13 protein-coding genes are annotated in these 16,914 nt (G+C 57.7%); 9 read left to right on the top strand and 4 right to left on the bottom strand.

Features of this window, described 5'->3' with window-relative positions; genetic code table 11:
* Positions 1 to 60: 60 nt before the first annotated feature.
* The gene (gene dacB, locus N2M06_RS11150) at positions 61 to 1,488 is read right to left on the bottom strand and encodes a D-alanyl-D-alanine carboxypeptidase/D-alanyl-D-alanine-endopeptidase (protein ID WP_317075215.1); all 1,428 of its coding nucleotides are present in this window, start codon (positions 1,486 to 1,488) and stop codon (positions 61 to 63) included.
* 8 nt (positions 1,489 to 1,496) lie between these two features.
* Complete coding sequence (locus tag N2M06_RS11145) at positions 1,497 to 3,239, bottom strand: DEAD/DEAH box helicase (RefSeq protein WP_317075216.1); 1,743 nt, start codon at positions 3,237 to 3,239, stop codon at positions 1,497 to 1,499.
* Positions 3,240 to 3,530: 291 nt separating this feature from the next.
* Between N2M06_RS11145 and fabV the strand changes: the two genes are divergently transcribed.
* Both fabV and N2M06_RS11135 read left to right on the top strand, forming a co-directional pair.
* Positions 3,531 to 4,730, top strand: coding sequence for an enoyl-ACP reductase FabV (gene fabV / locus N2M06_RS11140; RefSeq protein WP_317075217.1), 1,200 nt, complete (start codon positions 3,531 to 3,533; stop codon positions 4,728 to 4,730).
* A 145-nt stretch (positions 4,731 to 4,875) separates the two neighbouring features.
* Positions 4,876 to 5,370, top strand: coding sequence for an anti-virulence regulator CigR family protein (locus N2M06_RS11135; RefSeq protein ID WP_346350782.1), 495 nt, complete (start codon positions 4,876 to 4,878; stop codon positions 5,368 to 5,370).
* Positions 5,371 to 5,377: 7 nt separating this feature from the next.
* On the opposite strand, the gene N2M06_RS11130 is transcribed toward N2M06_RS11135, so the two are convergent.
* Positions 5,378 to 6,337 (bottom strand): sensor domain-containing diguanylate cyclase, encoded by a 960-nt coding sequence (locus N2M06_RS11130; protein WP_019934262.1) that lies wholly within the window; start codon positions 6,335 to 6,337, stop codon positions 5,378 to 5,380.
* A gap of 4 nt (positions 6,338 to 6,341) precedes the next feature.
* On the bottom strand, positions 6,342 to 7,343 hold the full coding sequence (locus tag N2M06_RS11125) for a response regulator (protein WP_317075220.1): 1,002 nt from the start codon (positions 7,341 to 7,343) through the stop codon (positions 6,342 to 6,344).
* A gap of 267 nt (positions 7,344 to 7,610) precedes the next feature.
* On the opposite strand from N2M06_RS11125, the gene N2M06_RS11120 reads away from it, so the two are divergent.
* From N2M06_RS11120 to N2M06_RS11090, 7 genes are all read left to right on the top strand, one after another.
* Entirely contained in the window at positions 7,611 to 9,350 is a 1,740-nt protein-coding gene (locus N2M06_RS11120; RefSeq protein ID WP_317075221.1) for a SulP family inorganic anion transporter, read from the top strand.
* Entirely contained in the window at positions 9,347 to 9,808 is a 462-nt protein-coding gene (locus N2M06_RS11115; RefSeq protein WP_317075222.1) for an isoprenylcysteine carboxylmethyltransferase family protein, read from the top strand. Before N2M06_RS11120 ends, N2M06_RS11115 begins: the two co-directional genes overlap by 4 nt.
* Positions 9,809 to 10,110: 302 nt before the next feature.
* Positions 10,111 to 11,058: a 23S rRNA pseudouridine(2604) synthase RluF gene (gene rluF, locus N2M06_RS11110; RefSeq protein WP_317075223.1), complete on the top strand. Its 948-nt coding sequence runs from the start codon at positions 10,111 to 10,113 to the stop codon at positions 11,056 to 11,058.
* A 118-nt stretch (positions 11,059 to 11,176) separates the two neighbouring features.
* The gene (locus N2M06_RS11105) at positions 11,177 to 14,233 is read left to right on the top strand and encodes an FAD-binding and (Fe-S)-binding domain-containing protein (protein ID WP_346350781.1); all 3,057 of its coding nucleotides are present in this window, start codon (positions 11,177 to 11,179) and stop codon (positions 14,231 to 14,233) included.
* Positions 14,234 to 14,251: 18 nt separating this feature from the next.
* A complete protein-coding gene (locus tag N2M06_RS11100) occupies positions 14,252 to 14,494 on the top strand; it encodes a GlsB/YeaQ/YmgE family stress response membrane protein (protein WP_019934256.1) in 243 nt (80 codons plus the stop codon).
* 60 nt (positions 14,495 to 14,554) lie between these two features.
* Entirely contained in the window at positions 14,555 to 14,980 is a 426-nt protein-coding gene (locus N2M06_RS11095; RefSeq protein WP_019934255.1) for a hotdog fold thioesterase, read from the top strand.
* Between the two features lie 126 nt (positions 14,981 to 15,106).
* Complete coding sequence (locus N2M06_RS11090) at positions 15,107 to 16,885, top strand: DEAD/DEAH box helicase (protein ID WP_019934254.1); 1,779 nt, start codon at positions 15,107 to 15,109, stop codon at positions 16,883 to 16,885.
* Positions 16,886 to 16,914 lie beyond the last annotated feature (29 nt).

Raw genomic sequence — 16,914 nt, 5'->3', positions numbered from 1 at the left:
TAGTTAACTGGCGGCAGTATAGAGCAAGTCCAACTGCCGCCAAAATTGTTAGTTCTTGGTTTATTGATTGGTGCTGGCGATGGAAGCCCGCTCGGTAATGCCGGTCAGCCAGTTGCGCTCAAAGCGCCGGGCCGGCCATTCCAGCTGGCCGGCGGCCATGGCATTGGATTGCTCCGGGCTGATGGACAGGCCGTTTTGCAGCAGCACAAAGGCCTTGCGCTCGCCGTTGGGCGTGTCGATAAAGCCCGCCAGGTTCTGCACATGAGCGATGGTGCCGGTCTTGGCAATCACCTTGCCCTTCAGTGCCGGCCCCTGCACGCTTTTGCGATAGCGCAGGGTGCCGCTCTCACCACTGACCGGCAGGCGGGCAAGCAGCCACTGGGCGCGCGGGTCCTGACTGATGGTGAGCAGCACCGCCATCAGATCGCGGGCGCGCAGCAGGTTGTGGGCGGAAAGGCCCGAGCCGTCGGCCAGCCAGCTTGGGCCCAGATCAATATTGGCCTGAGCCTTGAGAATGTCCCGCACCGCCTGAGTACCGTTGCGAAAACTGCCGGGCTGACTGAAGTGCATGGCCCCCAGGGTACGCAGCAGGCTGTCGGCATAGAGGTTGTCGGAATAAACCAGAATACGCTCGGCAAGCTCCGCAAAAGGCGGTGACTTATGACTGGCCAGCACCGGCCACTGGCTGGTGTTGAGTCTGCTGTCTTCAATGGTGCCCGAATGGCCGATGCCGGCCTGTTTCAGTGCCCAGCCGGTCAGCTGTGTGCCCCAGTGAGACACATCCTGAATGGCAAAACGCAGGGGCCAGGGCTCCTTGCGCGGACCGATACAGCCGGTGAGGTGATATTGATTGTCCGGCCCCATGTCCAGCTCCAGCTCGCAGAAACTCTGCTCCCGCTCGGTGCGGTTGAGCACGGCCACTTCGGCACTGACACTGACGGGCTGATGAGCCGGCACTGTGGCCCGGGCCGGACTGCCGGTGCGGGCATAGAGGGCACCCTGCACACAGTTGCGATCCAGAATCAGCGCGGCAGCGGGTGCCGTGTAGCAAACGCCGAGATCGTTCCAGGACCAGCCATTTCCTCTGTCATAGCCGGTAAAGTGATACTGGTTGAGTAGTACCTTGCCGCTGATATGGCGAATGCCGCTGCGTCTGAGCAGCTCAGCCAGCTGCTCACGGGTAAGGCTGGGATCGCCGGCAAAGTCGATGAGCAAATCACCGGTGAGCCGTCCCTGGTCGAGATCTCCCCTGTACTGCAGGCGCGTTTCATATTGCCAGTCCGGCCCCAGTGTCAGCGCACCAGCCAGCACGGTGACCAGCTTTTGGGTTGAGGCCGGTTTCATCAGTAATTCATCCTGATGGCGCATTTCTATGTTGCCGGTATTGGCGTCGGCCAGCATCCAGGCGCTCTGGCCATGGGCCGGCGGCTCTATGGCCGCGGCACCGGCACTGAACAACAACAGCAGGGCACTTGTTAACCGTTTCATAAGCTCTCTTATAAGGCATGGGCGGTACGAAACCGACCCCGATAATCAAAAATGGTTTCCCGAATTTGCCAGCCCCGTTTAAAGGCCCGGGCAATCACAAAGTCCGGATGACGAAAACGGCCGGCGGCAGCCAGCACCTGCTCCAGACTGGCAAACTCGGGCTCAGTGCCCGGTGCCGGCCAGTGTGGACGCACAAATTCCTTGTAAAAACGGCCCTTGGGGCCTTTTTTGTCAAAAGCATACCATTTCTGCAGCTCGGTGCCGTCCTCGTCGTGATAGGTCACCTTGAGCGCAGGACCATGTTTGCCGGCGGCGCTTTCAAGGGTCAGACCGGCGCAGCGCAGCACCAGGGCATCCTTCAGCGCCAGCGCGTCTTTCAGTTTTTTGTCCGGATCCACCAGCACTTCGCCACAGTCATGGCACTGACGGGCGGCAATGTCGTTTTCCGCCAGACACTGAGGGCAGCTTTTAAAACGAAAGCGATAGCCGCATTCTTCCTGCTCGCCGTCATCGGTTTCGAACAAGCCCTGACAACGACGGCCAAAATGCTCCAGCACGCGGCCCTCGCTGTCGGTCTTGCCCCAGAAAATATTGGCAAAGCCGCAGGCGGGGCAGAGCACCTGTACCTGAGTGGTGTCCGGGTCGGGTCTGGGCTCGCCCACTTCCGGCGCAAAAATGTCCATATTGTTGCCGGCATAATCCAGTACCAGACAATCGGTTTTACCCGGGCTGAGGCGCAGGCCCCGGCCGATGATCTGCTGATACAGGGCCACCGACTGGGTGGGACGCAAAATGGCAATCAGATCCACATGGGGAGCATCAAAGCCGGTGGTGAGCACAGCCACGTTCACCAGATATTTCAGCTCACGCGCCTTGAAGCGATGGATAATGGCATCCCGCTCCGGCCCGGGAGTCTCGCCGGTTACCAGCGCAGTTTGTTTCTCAGGCAAGAGGCCGGCCACCTCGGTGGCATGGCGCACTGTGGCGGCAAAGATCATCACGCCCCGGCGTTCTTCGGCGTAGTCTTTTATCTGCTCCACCACATGAGGGGTGACCCTGGGCTGACGGGCCAGCTCCCGCTCCAGCGCCTGCTCGGTAAAGAGCCCCTGTTCATACAAACGGGAAAAATCGTAATGCACCACGGGGGCATCCACCAGATCCGGCGGACACAGGTAGCCCTGCTTGATCATCAGCCGCAGCGGCAGCTCAAACAGGCAATGCTCAAAAAAACGCGGGCCCCGGCTGCGCACCATGCCATTATGATGCGTGCGGTAAATCCAGCCCAGCCCCAGCCGGTAGGGAGTGGCGGTCAGTCCCAGTACCTTGAGCGCCGGATTGCTCCGGCGCAAATGATTAATCACCTGCGCATACTGACTGTTGTCATCATCGGAGACCCGGTGGCATTCATCGATAATCACCAGGCTAAAACCGCTGAAGACATCCAGATTACGGGCCACCGACTGTACCGAGCCAAACACCACCTGACGGCGGCTTTCCCTGCGCTTCAGGCCGGCGGAAAAAATATCGGCGTCCACGCCGTAAGCCTGGTATTTGGCATGGTTTTGCTCCACCAGCTCACGCACATGGGCCAGCACCAGCACCCGGCCTTTGGCCAGTCGCGCCAGCTCGGCAATCACCAGGCTCTTTCCGGCCCCGGTGGGCAGCACCAGCACGCCGGGCTCGCTGTGACGGCGAAAATAGGCAAGAGTGCGGTCAACCGCCTCCTGCTGATAGGGACGTAATGTAAACATTGTTCTCACTAAAGCTCGAAATCTGCACGTCGTCTGTTACCTCCGCCATGCGAAGCACCAACAGGCGGCCTCGAAGTCAGGCGATGCAGCAGCAGGGATTGCCGGAGCCGACCGTCAAATGCCATGGATGGCATTTGCCGAGCGTTCCATGGATGGGCTTGAAGCGTGTCGGCGCAGGTAACCCTGCTGCTGCATCGTGAGGCTGGCGGCAGGCAATTTGGGCCTCACATTTGCTTCGGAATAGGGTATCTTTAGCGCCTATTGTTTGTAATAACCGAGGCTATCAAGTTTATGATCATCAAACCCAAGGTTCGTGGCTTTATCTGCACTACCACCCATCCGGTTGGCTGTGAGGCGAATGTACGTGAGCAGATCGCCTACGTCAAAAGCAAGGGCAAACTGGCGCAGGGGCCGAAAAAGGTGCTGGTGATCGGCGCATCCACCGGTTACGGTCTGGCGTCCCGCATTAATGCCGCCTTTGGCAGCGATGCCGCCACCATAGGTGTCTTCTTTGAAAAACCGGGCACCGAGAAAAAAACCGGCACCGCCGGCTGGTATAATGCCGCCGCTTTTGACAAGGCCGCCAAGGAAGCAGGTTTGTACGCCAAGAGCATCAACGGCGACGCCTTCTCCAACGAATGTCGCGAAACAGTGATTGAGCTTATCAAGCAGGATCTGGGCGAGATCGATCTGGTGGTCTATTCCCTGGCGTCTCCGGTGCGCAAACTGCCCGACAGCGGTGAAGTGGTGCGTTCCGCGCTCAAGCCCATTGGCGAGCCCTATAAGTCTACTGCCCTGGACACCAACAAAGATGTACTGGTAGAAGCCGTGGTAGAGCCTGCCAATGAGCAGGAAATTGCCGACACCATTCAAGTGATGGGCGGCCAGGACTGGGAGCTGTGGATGAACGCCCTGGAAGAGGCAGGCGTGCTGGCCGAGGGGGCCAAGTCCGTGGCCTATTCCTACATTGGCACCGATCTCACCTGGCCCATCTACTGGCACGGCACTCTTGGCAAGGCCAAGGAAGATCTGGATCGCGCCGCTCACGCCATCGACAGCAAGCTGAAAGCGCGCGGCGGCAACGCGCATGTGGCGGTGTTGAAGTCCGTCGTTACTCAGGCTTCTGCCGCCATTCCGGTGATGCCGCTGTACATCTCCATGGCCTTTAAGGTGATGAAGGAGCAGGGCATTCACGAAGGCTGCATCGAGCAGATTCAGCGCCTGTTTTATGATCGCCTCTACAGCGCCCAGCCGGCATCGGTGGATGAACAAAATCGCCTGCGCCTGGACGACTGGGAGTTGCGTGATGAAGTACAGAACGCCTGCCGTGAGATCTGGCAGCAGGTGCAGGATGACAATATATACCAGCTTACCGACTATCAGGGCTACAAGGACGAATTCCTGCGCCTGTTCGGCTTTGGCCTGCAGGGCGTGGATTACGACGCCGATGTGGATACCCAAGTCGACTTTGATGTGATTGAACTGGCCTGAGCTGATTGAGCTATTCTGATAAAGCCCCGCAAGGGGCTTTTTTTATAACTGCGCCAATATGTGTCCCGTGACCGGCTGGCGTAAATAGTCAGCGGGCCTGACTCACACTAGAGTTACTGAATACAGTAAGGAGAGCGGAGGCATCATGAACAGAAAAACCATTATCATTTCGGCGCTGCTGGCTGGGCTGACAATGCCGGTGCAGGCCCAGCCGCCGGAAGGCAAGGGGCCTGATCATGCGCTAGGTCGTGAGAAAGAGCACAAATGGCAGCACGATGATCGGCGCAAGGATGACCGGCGTGGTGAATACCGTGAGCACAGACGCGATGACCGCCACGAGAATGATCGCCGTTACCGCCGTGATCCCGATATTGATGAACGGCTGCTGCGCCGGCTGTTCAGCGAGCACAGAGACTGGCTGGATTATGATGACAGACACAGTCTGCCGCCGGGCATAGCCAAAAATCTGCGCCGGGGCAAGCCACTGCCACCGGGCATTGCCAAACGCTTTGATCCCCGCCTGCGTGAGCGTCTGCCTTACTATGAAGGTTATGAGTGGCGGCGGGTTGATAACAAGGCGGTGCTGGTGGATCTTGCCACGGAAAACGTCCGTTATATTCTGGATGATATCCTCAGATAAGTGATGCTTATGCCTGGCAGACACACACCCGGTTACGGCCCGAGTTTTTGGCCTGATACAGTGCTTTGTCTGCACGCTGCAACCAGTCTGCAGCACTGCTCAGGTCCGGGGTCAGAGCTGCCAGACCCAGGCTGATGGTGTAATGGATGATTTCACCATGAGTCATTACCGGCTCGCTGCTGACGGCCAGACGCAGCCGTTCGGCAATCACACCCGCACCTTCTGCATCGGTTTGCGGCAAAATAAGGGCAAACTCCTCACCGCCATAGCGGCCTGCCGTGTCAGCATCCCGCAGCAGAGACTTAATCAGACTGGCCAGGTGACGAATCACATCGTCACCAGCGGGGTGACCATAACGATCGTTAATGACCTTGAAGTGATCGATATCCAGCATGACCAGGGTACCGGCCTGGTGATAGCGCTGAAAGCGGGAAAATTCTGCCTGGAGCAGATTTTCCCAGCTGCCCCGGTTCTGCAAGCCGGTCAGCGGATCCGTGATACTCAGCAGAGAGAGCTGTTCATTGGCTTGCTCCAGTGCCAGCTTGCTGGTGGCGACGTCGGTCACGTCATACACCATAAGACATACGCGCTGAATGCTGCCGTCAGGCTCAGCCAGCGGGTGTATGGTCAGGTTCTGGAACATATAGTCATGAGTGCCGGTAATAGGCCGGGTGCTGCGAAAGGGAAACAGCCAGGGGCGTTGCTCCCAGCTGGTAAAGGTACGGGTATTGAGCGTGACCACCGTATCTACCTTGCGTCTCAGCCATTGCTCCGGCAGGGCTGGAAACTGGCTGAAGATATTCTTGCCACGGACTTCGGCCGCGTTCAGGCCGCTGTGGTTTTCCATAAAGTCGTTCCACAGCGCAATACTGAAGTCCTTATCCAGTACCACCAGGCCAATATCAACCGACTCCAGCATATCGATAAGCCAGTGAAACTCCCGCGGGCTGTTTCCGGTCAGGGGCATAAATCTACTCCGTCAGATAGGCAAGCTTTTGCTGCAGCCGGCTGAGTGAGGTTTCTGTCAGCAGCACCAGCAGGTTGCAGTGAATGTGCTGTTGCTCCAGCACATAAGGAATTTCAATACACAGCAGTTGTTCCTGGCGATGGCGGTGATGTTCAAGCAGTGTACTGATGGGCTGATGTCTGCCCAGCACGGTAGGCTGGCCCAGGCCCAGACGTACATCCAGCTGATCGCCAAGGCCCTTGAGAAAGGCACCAAACAGTATGCTGGACATATCCATTAACACTTCCACATCCGGAGATATCGCATCGGCGGCGTCGTAGTGCAGTAACTGCATCATGGCATCCATGCCTTTGTCGGAAAACAGCAGTAACGCCTCGCCTGAAATGCCGGCACCGACAAAGCCCTGACACACAGCAGAAAAACCACTGTGCTCATCAGCGGCGCTGATGGCCATACTCAGTTCACCGCGGGCAATATGGGCCACTCTGGGAATGGGCTGGGGTACAAATACATTCAAGAGCCGGGCCAGCAGATCCGATGCTCTGCCCATGGCAATATTGGCCACTTCCTGCAGATAATCGGTCAGTTGCAACCCGTGTTCCGGGAGCCGGGCCGGCGCAGCAAAACGGGTATTACCGGGTTGATATAGCCCATATTGATGCAGCAGGCCGCTCAGCTCCATGTTGTTGACAGGTTTGGCAATAAACGCCATGGCTCCCAGCGCCATCACCCGCTCCCGTGCTCTGGGCTGAATATCTGCCGATACCACCAGAGTGAATACTTCCAGCTGCTCCCGGCGCAGCGCTTCCAGCACACCAAAACCGTCCAGCTTCGGCATATTGAGATCGAGAAACAGCAGGTCAAACGTCTGCTGGCGCAGCATGGCCAGCGCTTCAAGGCCATGACCGGCAAAATGCAGGCTGACTTGCCAGTCTTCGGGCAGGGATCTGGCCATTTGCTTACGGGCAACCGCCGAGTCATCGCAAATCAATATTTGAATGGTCATGGCAGTGCGGCCCCGGCAGCGTTGGTGTGAGTATTAACGATTTAACCACATAAACTTTACGTAAAAAAGCGCAGGCAGTAGGCAGTCTGTATAAAGGGCGGTATATTCCTGAGGCTGACGCCTGGCAACCGCACACCATCAGTGCGCCCAAATGAATGGTTAATATCTAACCAGTTGATAATCAAGCTAATATATTGTGAATTAGTGCCGTCTGACTCATATTGAAAACGAGGAGCAGTGGCTCGTTGCACGGGAATGTGTTTAAACATGCAGGATTTTTTTTCGTTGTCGCGCTGGATGCCCGGCCTGGTCACACTGCTGGATTACCGGCGTGACTGGCTGGCTGATGATGTTCGTGCCGGCCTGTCGGTGGCGGCGGTAGCCCTGCCGGTTGCCATTGCCTATGCCGAGCTTGCCGGTGTGAGTGCTGTGGTGGGGCTTTACTCCTGTATTTTACCCATGATCGCTTACGCGTTTTTTGGTACTTCCCGTCAGTTGATAGTGGGACCGGATGCGGCCACCTGCGCTGTAATTGCCGCTGTAGTGACGCCGCTGGCCGCCGGCGATGCTACCCGCCACTGGCAACTGGTCATGACCATGACCGCCATGACCGGACTATGGTGTCTGGCGGCCAGTTATTTTCGGCTGGGAGTGCTGGCCGACTTTTTATCACGGCCTATTTTACTGGGTCTGCTTAACGGGGTGGCCATCACCATTATGGTGGGTCAGCTGTCGCGGATTTTTGGCTTTACCTTTGATGAATCCCAGTTAATAGAGCGTCTCGCTGCCACGCCGGATTATCTGGCCCTGGTGCACTGGCCCACCTTGGGAGTCAGTGCTCTGACACTGATTATTATGCTGTTATGCCGGCACTACCGTCCGCTCTGGCCCAGCAGTTTACTGGCGCTGGTTGTCGCTGCTGGTGTGCTTTGGTACTTGGGTCCGGAGCGACTGAATATTGCCGTGGTAGGAAGTTTGTCAGAGGGCATTCCCGATTTTCAGCTGCCTGAGTTTCCTCCCGGTCTGATGCGGGATCTGGTGCTGCCGGCACTGAACCTGGCTATGGTAAGCTTTGTATCCATGATGCTCACTGCCCGCAGCTTTGCCGCCCGCAACGGCTATGATATCGATGCCGACAGAGAGTTTCGTGCGCTGGGAGTGGCCAATCTGGCCTCGGCTGTTTCTCAGGGATTTGCTATCAGTGGGGCCGACTCCCGCACTGCCGTGAACGATGCCAACGGCGGCAAAAGTCAGCTGGTTTCCATTGTGGCTGCCGGTGTAATTGCTGGCGTGACTTTTTTTCTGACCGAACCATTGCAATATATTCCTACCGCTGCACTGGGAATAGTGCTGGTGATGGCGTCCTGGTCTCTGATTAACCTGCGTGGCCAGTGGCAGTTGCACAAGTCTGACAAGCCTGCTTTCTGGCTGGCCTGGATTACTTTTATCAGCGTACTCTTTATGGGGGTTATTCCCGGTATTACGCTGGCGGTGTTGCTGGGGCTGTTTCAGTTTCTGCGCAATGTGATGCGACCCACGGATCAGCTGATGGGCATGAACGAAGAGGGGGTGGTGCACACTCTTGGCCGTAATGAAGAAGTGAAGGCCATTGCCGGTGTGCTTATTTACCGGTTCAATTCTCCCCTGACTTACTTTAACGCCTCTTATTTCAAGCGCCGGGTGCTGGCATTAATCGGACTGGAGAAAGCACAGCCCAATTGTCTGATCATTGATGCGGTTTCCTGTTTTACTCATCAGGATATCAGCGTGATGAGTGTGGTAGGGGAGCTGCATAAGGAGCTGAAACGCCGGGGTATTCATATGGTAATGGCAGGCCGGCGCACTCAGATGACCCATTGGCTTCAGCAGGCAGGAATCAGGGTTGGCGAAGAAGGTGTGCTGGTTTATCCCGACTTGTATGAGGCTTTGCGCATGACCCGCTGTTATCACACCCCCATGCCGGTAGTGACCCCGCAAGTAACCGAAGCGGTTAGGAGCGAGGCATGAGCAAGGCCCGCTTGTTGTTGTGGCTGCCGCCGCCCGCCGTGGCGGCATTGGTGGCGGGCCTGATGTGGCTGATGGCCGGCTGGCTGCCCGGGCTGACCGTTTTCTGGCCACGCTGGCTGGCCTGGGGGCCCTTACTTGCGGGTATTGGCTTGATGGTGCTGGCGGCCCGGTCGCTGCAACAGGCTCATACTACGCTGCTGCCCTTTACGCCGGAGCGGGCCAGCCGGCTGGTCACTAACGGCGTGTTTGCTCGTTCGCGCAACCCCATTTATCTGGGCGATGCCCTCTGGCTGCTGGCCTGGGCGCTTTGGCTGCAAAGCTGGCCGGCGCTGCTGGGGCCGGTACTGTTTGTGGTCTATATGAACCGAGTGCAAATCGCCGCCGAAGAGCGCGCCCTGACGCTGCGCTTTGGCAAAGCCTACACCGACTATTGCAATCGGGTACGGCGCTGGCTTTAACTCCTTGCCTGTAAGCCCGTGCACCCTTGTCGGACAAAGCACACTACTTCTCCGGCACGCCGTGACGAAATAAAAAGCCTGACCGAACATTGAGTATGTTTGCAGCAGGTATTTTTAGTGAGTGGCCTTTAACGAAGCGTGTCGGCTGAGCGCAACCGCGCTGTTGCTTCGCATGGCAGACTCTTTCAGCGAGCGCCAGCCCTTGCGGGGTGGGTGTCTGCGCCTTACACTGGCGCGGTTTAGCCAGGCCTGCTCTTTTCAGCCTTTGCCCGGCTGTTTTTAATTACCGGTAAGGAGCTGCCATGACCGATACCCCTCTCGATACCCGCCTGAATAAATTTATCAGTGAAACCGGCATCTGCTCCCGGCGGGAAGCCGACCGGCTGATTGAACAGGGCCTGGTGAAAGTAAACGGCGAAGTGGCCGGCATGGGTGTGCGGGTCAGTGACGCCGACGAGATCACCGTTCGTGGCAAGCCGCTGCGGGCCAAGCCCAAAGCGGTTTATCTGGTCTATAACAAGCCCATTGGCATTACCTGCACCACCGACAGCGCCGTGCCCGAAAATATCGTGGATGCGGTGAACTATCACGCCCGCATTTTTCCCATCGGCCGGCTCGACAAGCCGTCCTGCGGGCTGATTTTGCTGACCAACGACGGTGATATCGTCAACAAGATACTGCGCGCCGGCAATGCCCATGAAAAAGAATATATCGTATCCATGGACAAACCGATCACCGATGACTTTGTAGCAAAAATGTCGGCAGGGGTGCCCATTCTCGATACCGTCACCAAACCCTGCAAGGTGCGCAAAATCGGCCCCAGAACCATTAATATTATTCTGACTCAGGGGCTGAACCGGCAAATCCGGCGCATGGCGGAATATCTTGATTACCGGGTAACCAGCCTGAAGCGGGTACGCATCATGAATATTCACCTCGGCAACCTTAAGCCGGGGGAGTGGCGCTATGTTACTGAAGAAGAGCTGGCGCTGATTAACAACATGATTGCCGGCTCCAGCAAAACCGAAGAAGCCTCGGTTCTGGAACAGCCCAAAGCCGCTCGCCAGGGGCCACGTGCGGCACCTGCCCAGGCTCGCCGCCCGGTTAACAATGAACGCCGTAAACCACAGCCTCAGGGGCAGTCTCGGGGAAACCCGCGCAAAGAACGAGATGGCCAGCACAACAAGCCGGGCAGTTCCCGCATTCAACGCTGGAAGGGGCCTGCATCGGGCCGCCGTAAAAAAGACTGAGGCTATCTCTTTATCTGAAGATGTCCGGACGTCCTTGTGGCTCTCGCTCAAATGCCGTGGCGGTGTATAATGACCGCCATTCTGGGCAATACCGACAAGGACAAAGGGGACGCAGGTCATGATCCCAAGGTTAGCGCTGCAACAGCAGACAACCCCCACCTATTATTCATTTCTTGACGCGCTGGCTGACAGCGGCTTTCGTGGCGATATAGAGCGCAGTTACGCCAGCCGGCTGGCAGTGGCCACCGACAACAGCGTCTATCAGTGCCTGCCCCAGGCGGTGGTATTTCCGCGCTCCTCCCAGGATCTGGTGGTGATGCTGACCCTGGCGTCCAGGGACGCCTACAAGGAAATTCGTTTCTCTCCCCGGGGCGGTGGCACCGGCACCAACGGCCAGTCTCTCAACGACAATATAGTGGTGGACCTGTCCCGGCACATGACCCAACTGGTCACCATGGACGCTGCTGGCCGCCGGGTGCGCATTCAGACCGGCATGGTAAAAGACAGGCTCAACCAGCTGGTCAAACCCCACAACCTGTTCTTCTCGCCGGACTTGTCCACCAGTAACCGGGCTACAATCGGCGGCATGATCAATACCGATGCCTCCGGTCAGGGCTCGCTGGTGTACGGCAAAACCTCGGATCATGTGCTGGGCGTGACTGCCGTACTGGTGGACGGCACCCTGATTGAAACCGGCCCTGTCTCCGGCGAGGCGCTCGACCAGAAGCTGGAAGAAGACAGCCGGGAAGGGGAGCTGTACCGTTGCGTATATCACAGCGTGACCGGCCATGCCGGAGAAATTGAGCAGCGCTTTCCCAAACTGAACCGTTTTCTCACTGGTTACGATCTGAAACACGTTTACGATAAGCGTACCCATACCCTGGATCTGACCCGCATTCTGTGCGGCTCGGAAGGGTCGCTCGCCTTTATTACCGAAGCCTGGCTGGATCTGACGCCCATTCCCAACTGCCGTACCCTGGTCAACGTCAAGTACGACAGTTTTGAGTCGGCTCTGCGCAATGCCCCCCTGATGGTGGAGGCCAAGGCGCTGTCGGTGGAAACTGTCGACTCAAAGGTACTGAATCTGGCCCGGGAAGACATTATCTGGCATTCGGTGAGCGATCTCATTCAGGACGTGCCCGGCCGAGTGATGGACGGCCTCAATATGGTGGAATACGCCGACGAGGACGAGACCGCCCAGCGGGAAAAAGTGGAGGCGCTGTGCCAGCGGCTCGACGGCCTGATTGAACGGGGCGAAGCGGGCGTTATTGGTTATCAGGTGTGCGATGATCTTTCGTCCATCAACCGCATTTACGGCATGCGCAAAAAGGCGGTGGGCCTGCTGGGCAATACTCAGGGCCGCAAAAAGCCGGTAGCTTTTGTGGAAGATACCGCTGTGCCCCCTAAGCACCTGGCGGACTATATTATGGAGTTCCGCGAGCTGCTGGATAATCATGGCCTGCAATACGGCATGTTCGGCCATGTGGATGCCGGTGTGCTGCATGTTCGCCCTGCTCTCGACATGACCGATCCCGAGCAGGAAGTCATGCTGCGGCGTATTTCTGACAAGGTGAATGCGCTCACCGCCAAATATGGCGGCCTGATGTGGGGTGAGCATGGTAAGGGTTTTCGCTCCGAATACAGCCCTACCTTCTTTGGCGAGGTGCTGTTTACCGAGCTGCGCCGCATCAAGTCGGCTTTTGATCCCTTTAACCGGCTGAATCCGGGCAAAATCTGCACGCCGCTGAACAGCCTGGAGCAGCTGGTATCGGTGGATGCCACCAAGCGTGGTTATTTTGACCGGCAAATTCCGGTGCATGTGCGCGACGGCTTTACCCAGGCCATGGACTGTAACGGCAACGGCCTGTGCTTTGATTTTGATGTGCGCTCGCCCATGTGCCCGTCGATGAAGCTCTCCGCCGACCGTCGTTACTCGCCCAAGGGGCGGGCCGGTCTGGTGCGGGAGTGGCTGCGTCAGCTGTCGGCTCAGGGCTTTGACCCCATGACCGGCGAGGCCGCGGTGCAAAGCCGCAGCACCAGCGTCAAGAACATGGTGCTGCGCATCAAGCACACCCTCGACAAGCGCCGTGGCGAGTACGATTTCTCCCATGAGGTGAAAGAGGCCATGGATGGCTGCCTGGCGTGCAAGGCCTGCTCCAGCCAGTGTCCGATCAAGGTGGACGTGCCCACCTTCCGCGCGCGCTTTTTGCAGCTGTATCATCAGCGCTATCAGCGTCCGCCCCGGGATTATCTGGTGTCCTGGGTAGAAACCTATACCCCCTGGATGGCCAAAGCACCGGGCTTGTTCAACCCCATTATGAACCACAAGTGGGTGCAGAGCGGTACCTCCTCACTGCTTGGCATGGTAGATATGCCGGCCCTGAGCCAGCCCAGCCTGAAAAAGCGCCTTGGCAACAGTCCGGCGGCGCAGTTTGACCTGGAACAGTTGCAAGCGCTGGGGGATGAAGAGCGGGCCAACACCCTGCTGGTGGTACAGGATCCCTTTACTTCCTTCTACGACGCCGGCGTGGTGCACGATCTGGTGCGCCTGGCCACGGCACTGGGCTTTAATCCGGTGGTGCTGCCGTTCAGGCCCAACGGCAAGCCGGCTCATGTAAAGGGTTTTTTGCGCCGTTTTGCCGGTATGGCTGCCGACAGCGCCCAGTTTCTGAACCGGCTGGCCCGGCTCAATATTCCCATGGTGGGCGTGGATCCGTCTCTGGTACTTTGCTACCGGGATGAATACGCCAAAGTACTGGGGCCGGCCCGGGGTGACTTTGAGGTATTACTGCCTCAGGAGTGGCTACTGGGTATGCTGGACAGGATTCCGGCCCGGGAAAGCACCGGCGAGTCCTGGCATCTGTTTGCTCACTGCACCGAAAAAACCGCCAAGCCCACCACCCATCAGGACTGGAGCCGTATTTTTGCCCATTTGGGTGCAACACTGGAAGCCGTGCCCGTGGGCTGCTGCGGCATGGCCGGCACCTATGGCCACGAGCGGGAACACGCCGAGGGCTCGCGGACCCTGTTTGCCATGAGCTGGGCCGAGCCTCTGAGCCAGCTGCCACGGGAACGTTGCCTGGCCACTGGCTTCTCCTGCCGCAGTCAGGTCAAACGTATTGAGGGCGAGGGGCTTCGCCATCCGGTGCAGGCCTTGCTAAGCTTGTTGGCGTAAACCAACAAGGAGAAACATATGGGTCTTATTTTAGGACTGATTATCGGTGGTCTGGCGGGCTGGATTGCCGGCAATCTGACCAGAGGCGGTGGCTTTGGCCTGCTGGGCAATATTGTTATTGGACTGGTGGGCGGCTTTCTGGGCGGCGTGGTGTTTGGGCTGATCGGCCTTAAAAGCACCGGCATTATCGGCTCTCTGGTCACCTCGGTGGCCGGTGCCGTGCTGCTTATCTTTATCGTCGGCAAAATCAAAAAAAGATGAGGGAATAGGGACTCGGGATCAGGGGTTAGCGATCCCATTCCCTAATCCCTGCAGTTAAATATGTGGAAACGTGAATTTACACTGGACAGTTTGAACCAACTGTCGGAGAATACGCTCGCAGCCCAGCTGGGCATGACCTTTTGTGAAGTGGGTCACGATTTTCTACGCGGCACCATGCCGGTAGACAGCCGTACTCATCAGCCTCTTGGCATGTTACATGGCGGCGCGAGTGTCGCGTTTGCCGAAACCCTGGGTTCAGTAGCTGCCAATATGTGCGTTGAAGCGGGTTTTTATTGCGTTGGTCAGGGAGTTAACGCAAATCACGTCCGCGCCAAACGAAGCGGCCTGGTAACAGGAACCGCACGTCCCCTCCATTTGGGCGCGACGACACAAGTCTGGCAGATCGACATCCATGACGAGCGTAACCGCCTGGTATGTACCAGCCGGTTAACCATGGCGGTGTTGAGACAAAAACGGCCAGATTAGCCTTGTGTATCTTATGTGACACATTTCGTGTAAAGAAAAGCCCTCGCTTTGAGTGAGTATTGGCTTTTCCCCGGCCTTTTACTGTATCAGTCCGCCGACATTTTATTTTTTCGGAACTGTTAATAAATGACAAATACCTCTGTAGTACCCGCTTTTGCTGACCTCGGGCTGGCGCCTGCCGTTCTTCAAGCTCTGACCGACGCCGGTTATGAGCAGCCTTCTGCTATTCAGGCCGCCGCCATTCCGACGCTGCTGACCGGGCGCGACGTACTGGGTCTGGCCCAGACCGGTACCGGCAAAACGGCTGCTTTTGCTCTGCCGATGCTGAGCCGCATTACCGGCGGTAACGCCTATCCGCAGGTGCTGGTACTGGCCCCGACTCGGGAGCTGGCAATTCAGGTGGCTGAGTCCTTTGAAAACTACGCCAAATATCAGAAAGACATTCGTATCATGTCCATCTACGGTGGTCAGGCCTACGACAGCCAGATCCGTGCTCTCAAGCGCGGTGTTGATATCGTAGTGGGTACTCCCGGCCGGGTCATGGACCACATGCGCCGTGGCACCCTCAAGCTGGACAACCTGCAGGCGCTGGTGCTGGATGAAGCCGACGAAATGCTGCGTATGGGCTTTATCGACGACGTGGAATGGATTCTGGAGCACACTCCGGACACCCGTCAGATCGCGCTGTTCTCTGCCACCATGCCGCCGGCCATTCAGCGTGTTGCTCAGAAATACCTGAAGAATCCGCAGGAAGTGCGCATTGCCAACAAAACCCGCACCAACGCCAGCATTCGCCAGCGTTACTGGTTTGTGCGTGGCATGCCCAAGCAGGAAGCCCTGTGCCGTCTGGTAGAAACTGAAAACATGGACGCCTGTCTGGTGTTTGTGCGCACCCGCAAAGATGCGGAAGATGTGGCTGAAATGATGACCCGTGAAGGCCATGCCTGTGAAGCTCTGCACGGTGATATTCCGCAGAAACTGCGGGAAAAAGTGGTAGATCGTCTGAAAAACGGCCGTCTGAACGTGCTGGTTGCCACCGATGTGGTAGCCCGTGGTCTGGACGTGGAGCGCATCAGTCATGTTATCAACTACGACATGCCCCATGATAACGAGTCTTACGTGCACCGCATTGGCCGTACCGGTCGTGCCGGCCGCGAAGGTGACGCCATCCTGTTTGTGACCGGCCGTGAAAAGCGCAGCCTGTACAATCTGGAACGTCATACTCGCCAGCCCATTGAAGAAATGAGCATGCCCAGCGCTGACGATATCAACAAGATTCGTGCCGAGCGCTTCAAGGCCCGTATTCGTACCAGCGTAGAGGCTGACGAAAAAGCCCTGGCACCTTTCGTGGAAATGGTCACTGAGCTGCAGGCCGATGGCATGGACACTGCCGCCCTGGCCGCCGGTCTGGCCCGTCTGCTGCAGGGTGACCGTCCGCTGTTTGTGGAAGACAAGCCGATGTCGGCCCGTCGCCCGGATGTGCGTGAAGCCCGTGAGCCCCGTGGCCGTGGTGACCGCCCCGAGCGTGGCGAGCGTCCGCGCCGTGGTGGCAAGGACGAGGTGTCTGGTGTGACCATGGAAACCTTCCGCGTTGACGTGGGTCGGGTACATGGCGTCAAGCCGGGCCATCTGGTGGGTGCCATTGCCAACGAGGCCGATCTGGAATCCCGTTTTATCGGCCAGATCCAGATCCATGACGACTTCTCTACCGTGGATCTGCCGGAAGGCATTCCGTCCGAGTTGCAGCAGGTACTGCAGAAAGTACGGGTTTGTCAGCGTCCGCTGAACCTGGCCAAGTACGAAGGTGGCCCGCTGCCCCGTCGCCAGTTCCGTGGCAAGGATGAGCGTGGTGGTGAGCGCGGCAAGTTCCGCCCCCGTCGCAACGAAAAGCGTCTGAACGGCTAATCCCGTTTCACGCTGAATAAAAAAGCCCG

It is taken from the genome of Oceanimonas sp. AH20CE76, assembly GCF_039654065.1.
GTDB classification, from domain to species: domain Bacteria; phylum Pseudomonadota; class Gammaproteobacteria; order Enterobacterales; family Aeromonadaceae; genus Oceanimonas; species Oceanimonas smirnovii.
Note: the sequence above shows the minus strand (reverse complement) of the source record. Positions and strands in the feature narration are given on the sequence as shown.

Coding starts and splice junctions, on each gene's coding strand:
- N2M06_RS11130 (WP_019934262.1), bottom strand. CDS start 6,337: ATGCCCCTGACCGGAAACAGCCCGCGGGAGTTTCACTGGCTTATCGAT.
- N2M06_RS11125 (WP_317075220.1), bottom strand. CDS start 7,343: ATGACCATTCAAATATTGATTTGCGATGACTCGGCGGTTGCCCGTAAG.
- dacB (WP_317075215.1), bottom strand. CDS start 1,488: ATGAAACGGTTAACAAGTGCCCTGCTGTTGTTGTTCAGTGCCGGTGCC.
- rluF (WP_317075223.1), top strand. CDS start 10,111: ATGACCGATACCCCTCTCGATACCCGCCTGAATAAATTTATCAGTGAA.
- N2M06_RS11095 (WP_019934255.1), top strand. CDS start 14,555: ATGTGGAAACGTGAATTTACACTGGACAGTTTGAACCAACTGTCGGAG.
- N2M06_RS11120 (WP_317075221.1), top strand. CDS start 7,611: ATGCAGGATTTTTTTTCGTTGTCGCGCTGGATGCCCGGCCTGGTCACA.
- N2M06_RS11100 (WP_019934256.1), top strand. CDS start 14,252: ATGGGTCTTATTTTAGGACTGATTATCGGTGGTCTGGCGGGCTGGATT.
- N2M06_RS11145 (WP_317075216.1), bottom strand. CDS start 3,239: ATGTTTACATTACGTCCCTATCAGCAGGAGGCGGTTGACCGCACTCTT.
- N2M06_RS11090 (WP_019934254.1), top strand. CDS start 15,107: ATGACAAATACCTCTGTAGTACCCGCTTTTGCTGACCTCGGGCTGGCG.
- fabV (WP_317075217.1), top strand. CDS start 3,531: ATGATCATCAAACCCAAGGTTCGTGGCTTTATCTGCACTACCACCCAT.
- N2M06_RS11115 (WP_317075222.1), top strand. CDS start 9,347: ATGAGCAAGGCCCGCTTGTTGTTGTGGCTGCCGCCGCCCGCCGTGGCG.
- N2M06_RS11135 (WP_346350782.1), top strand. CDS start 4,876: ATGAACAGAAAAACCATTATCATTTCGGCGCTGCTGGCTGGGCTGACA.
- N2M06_RS11105 (WP_346350781.1), top strand. CDS start 11,177: ATGATCCCAAGGTTAGCGCTGCAACAGCAGACAACCCCCACCTATTAT.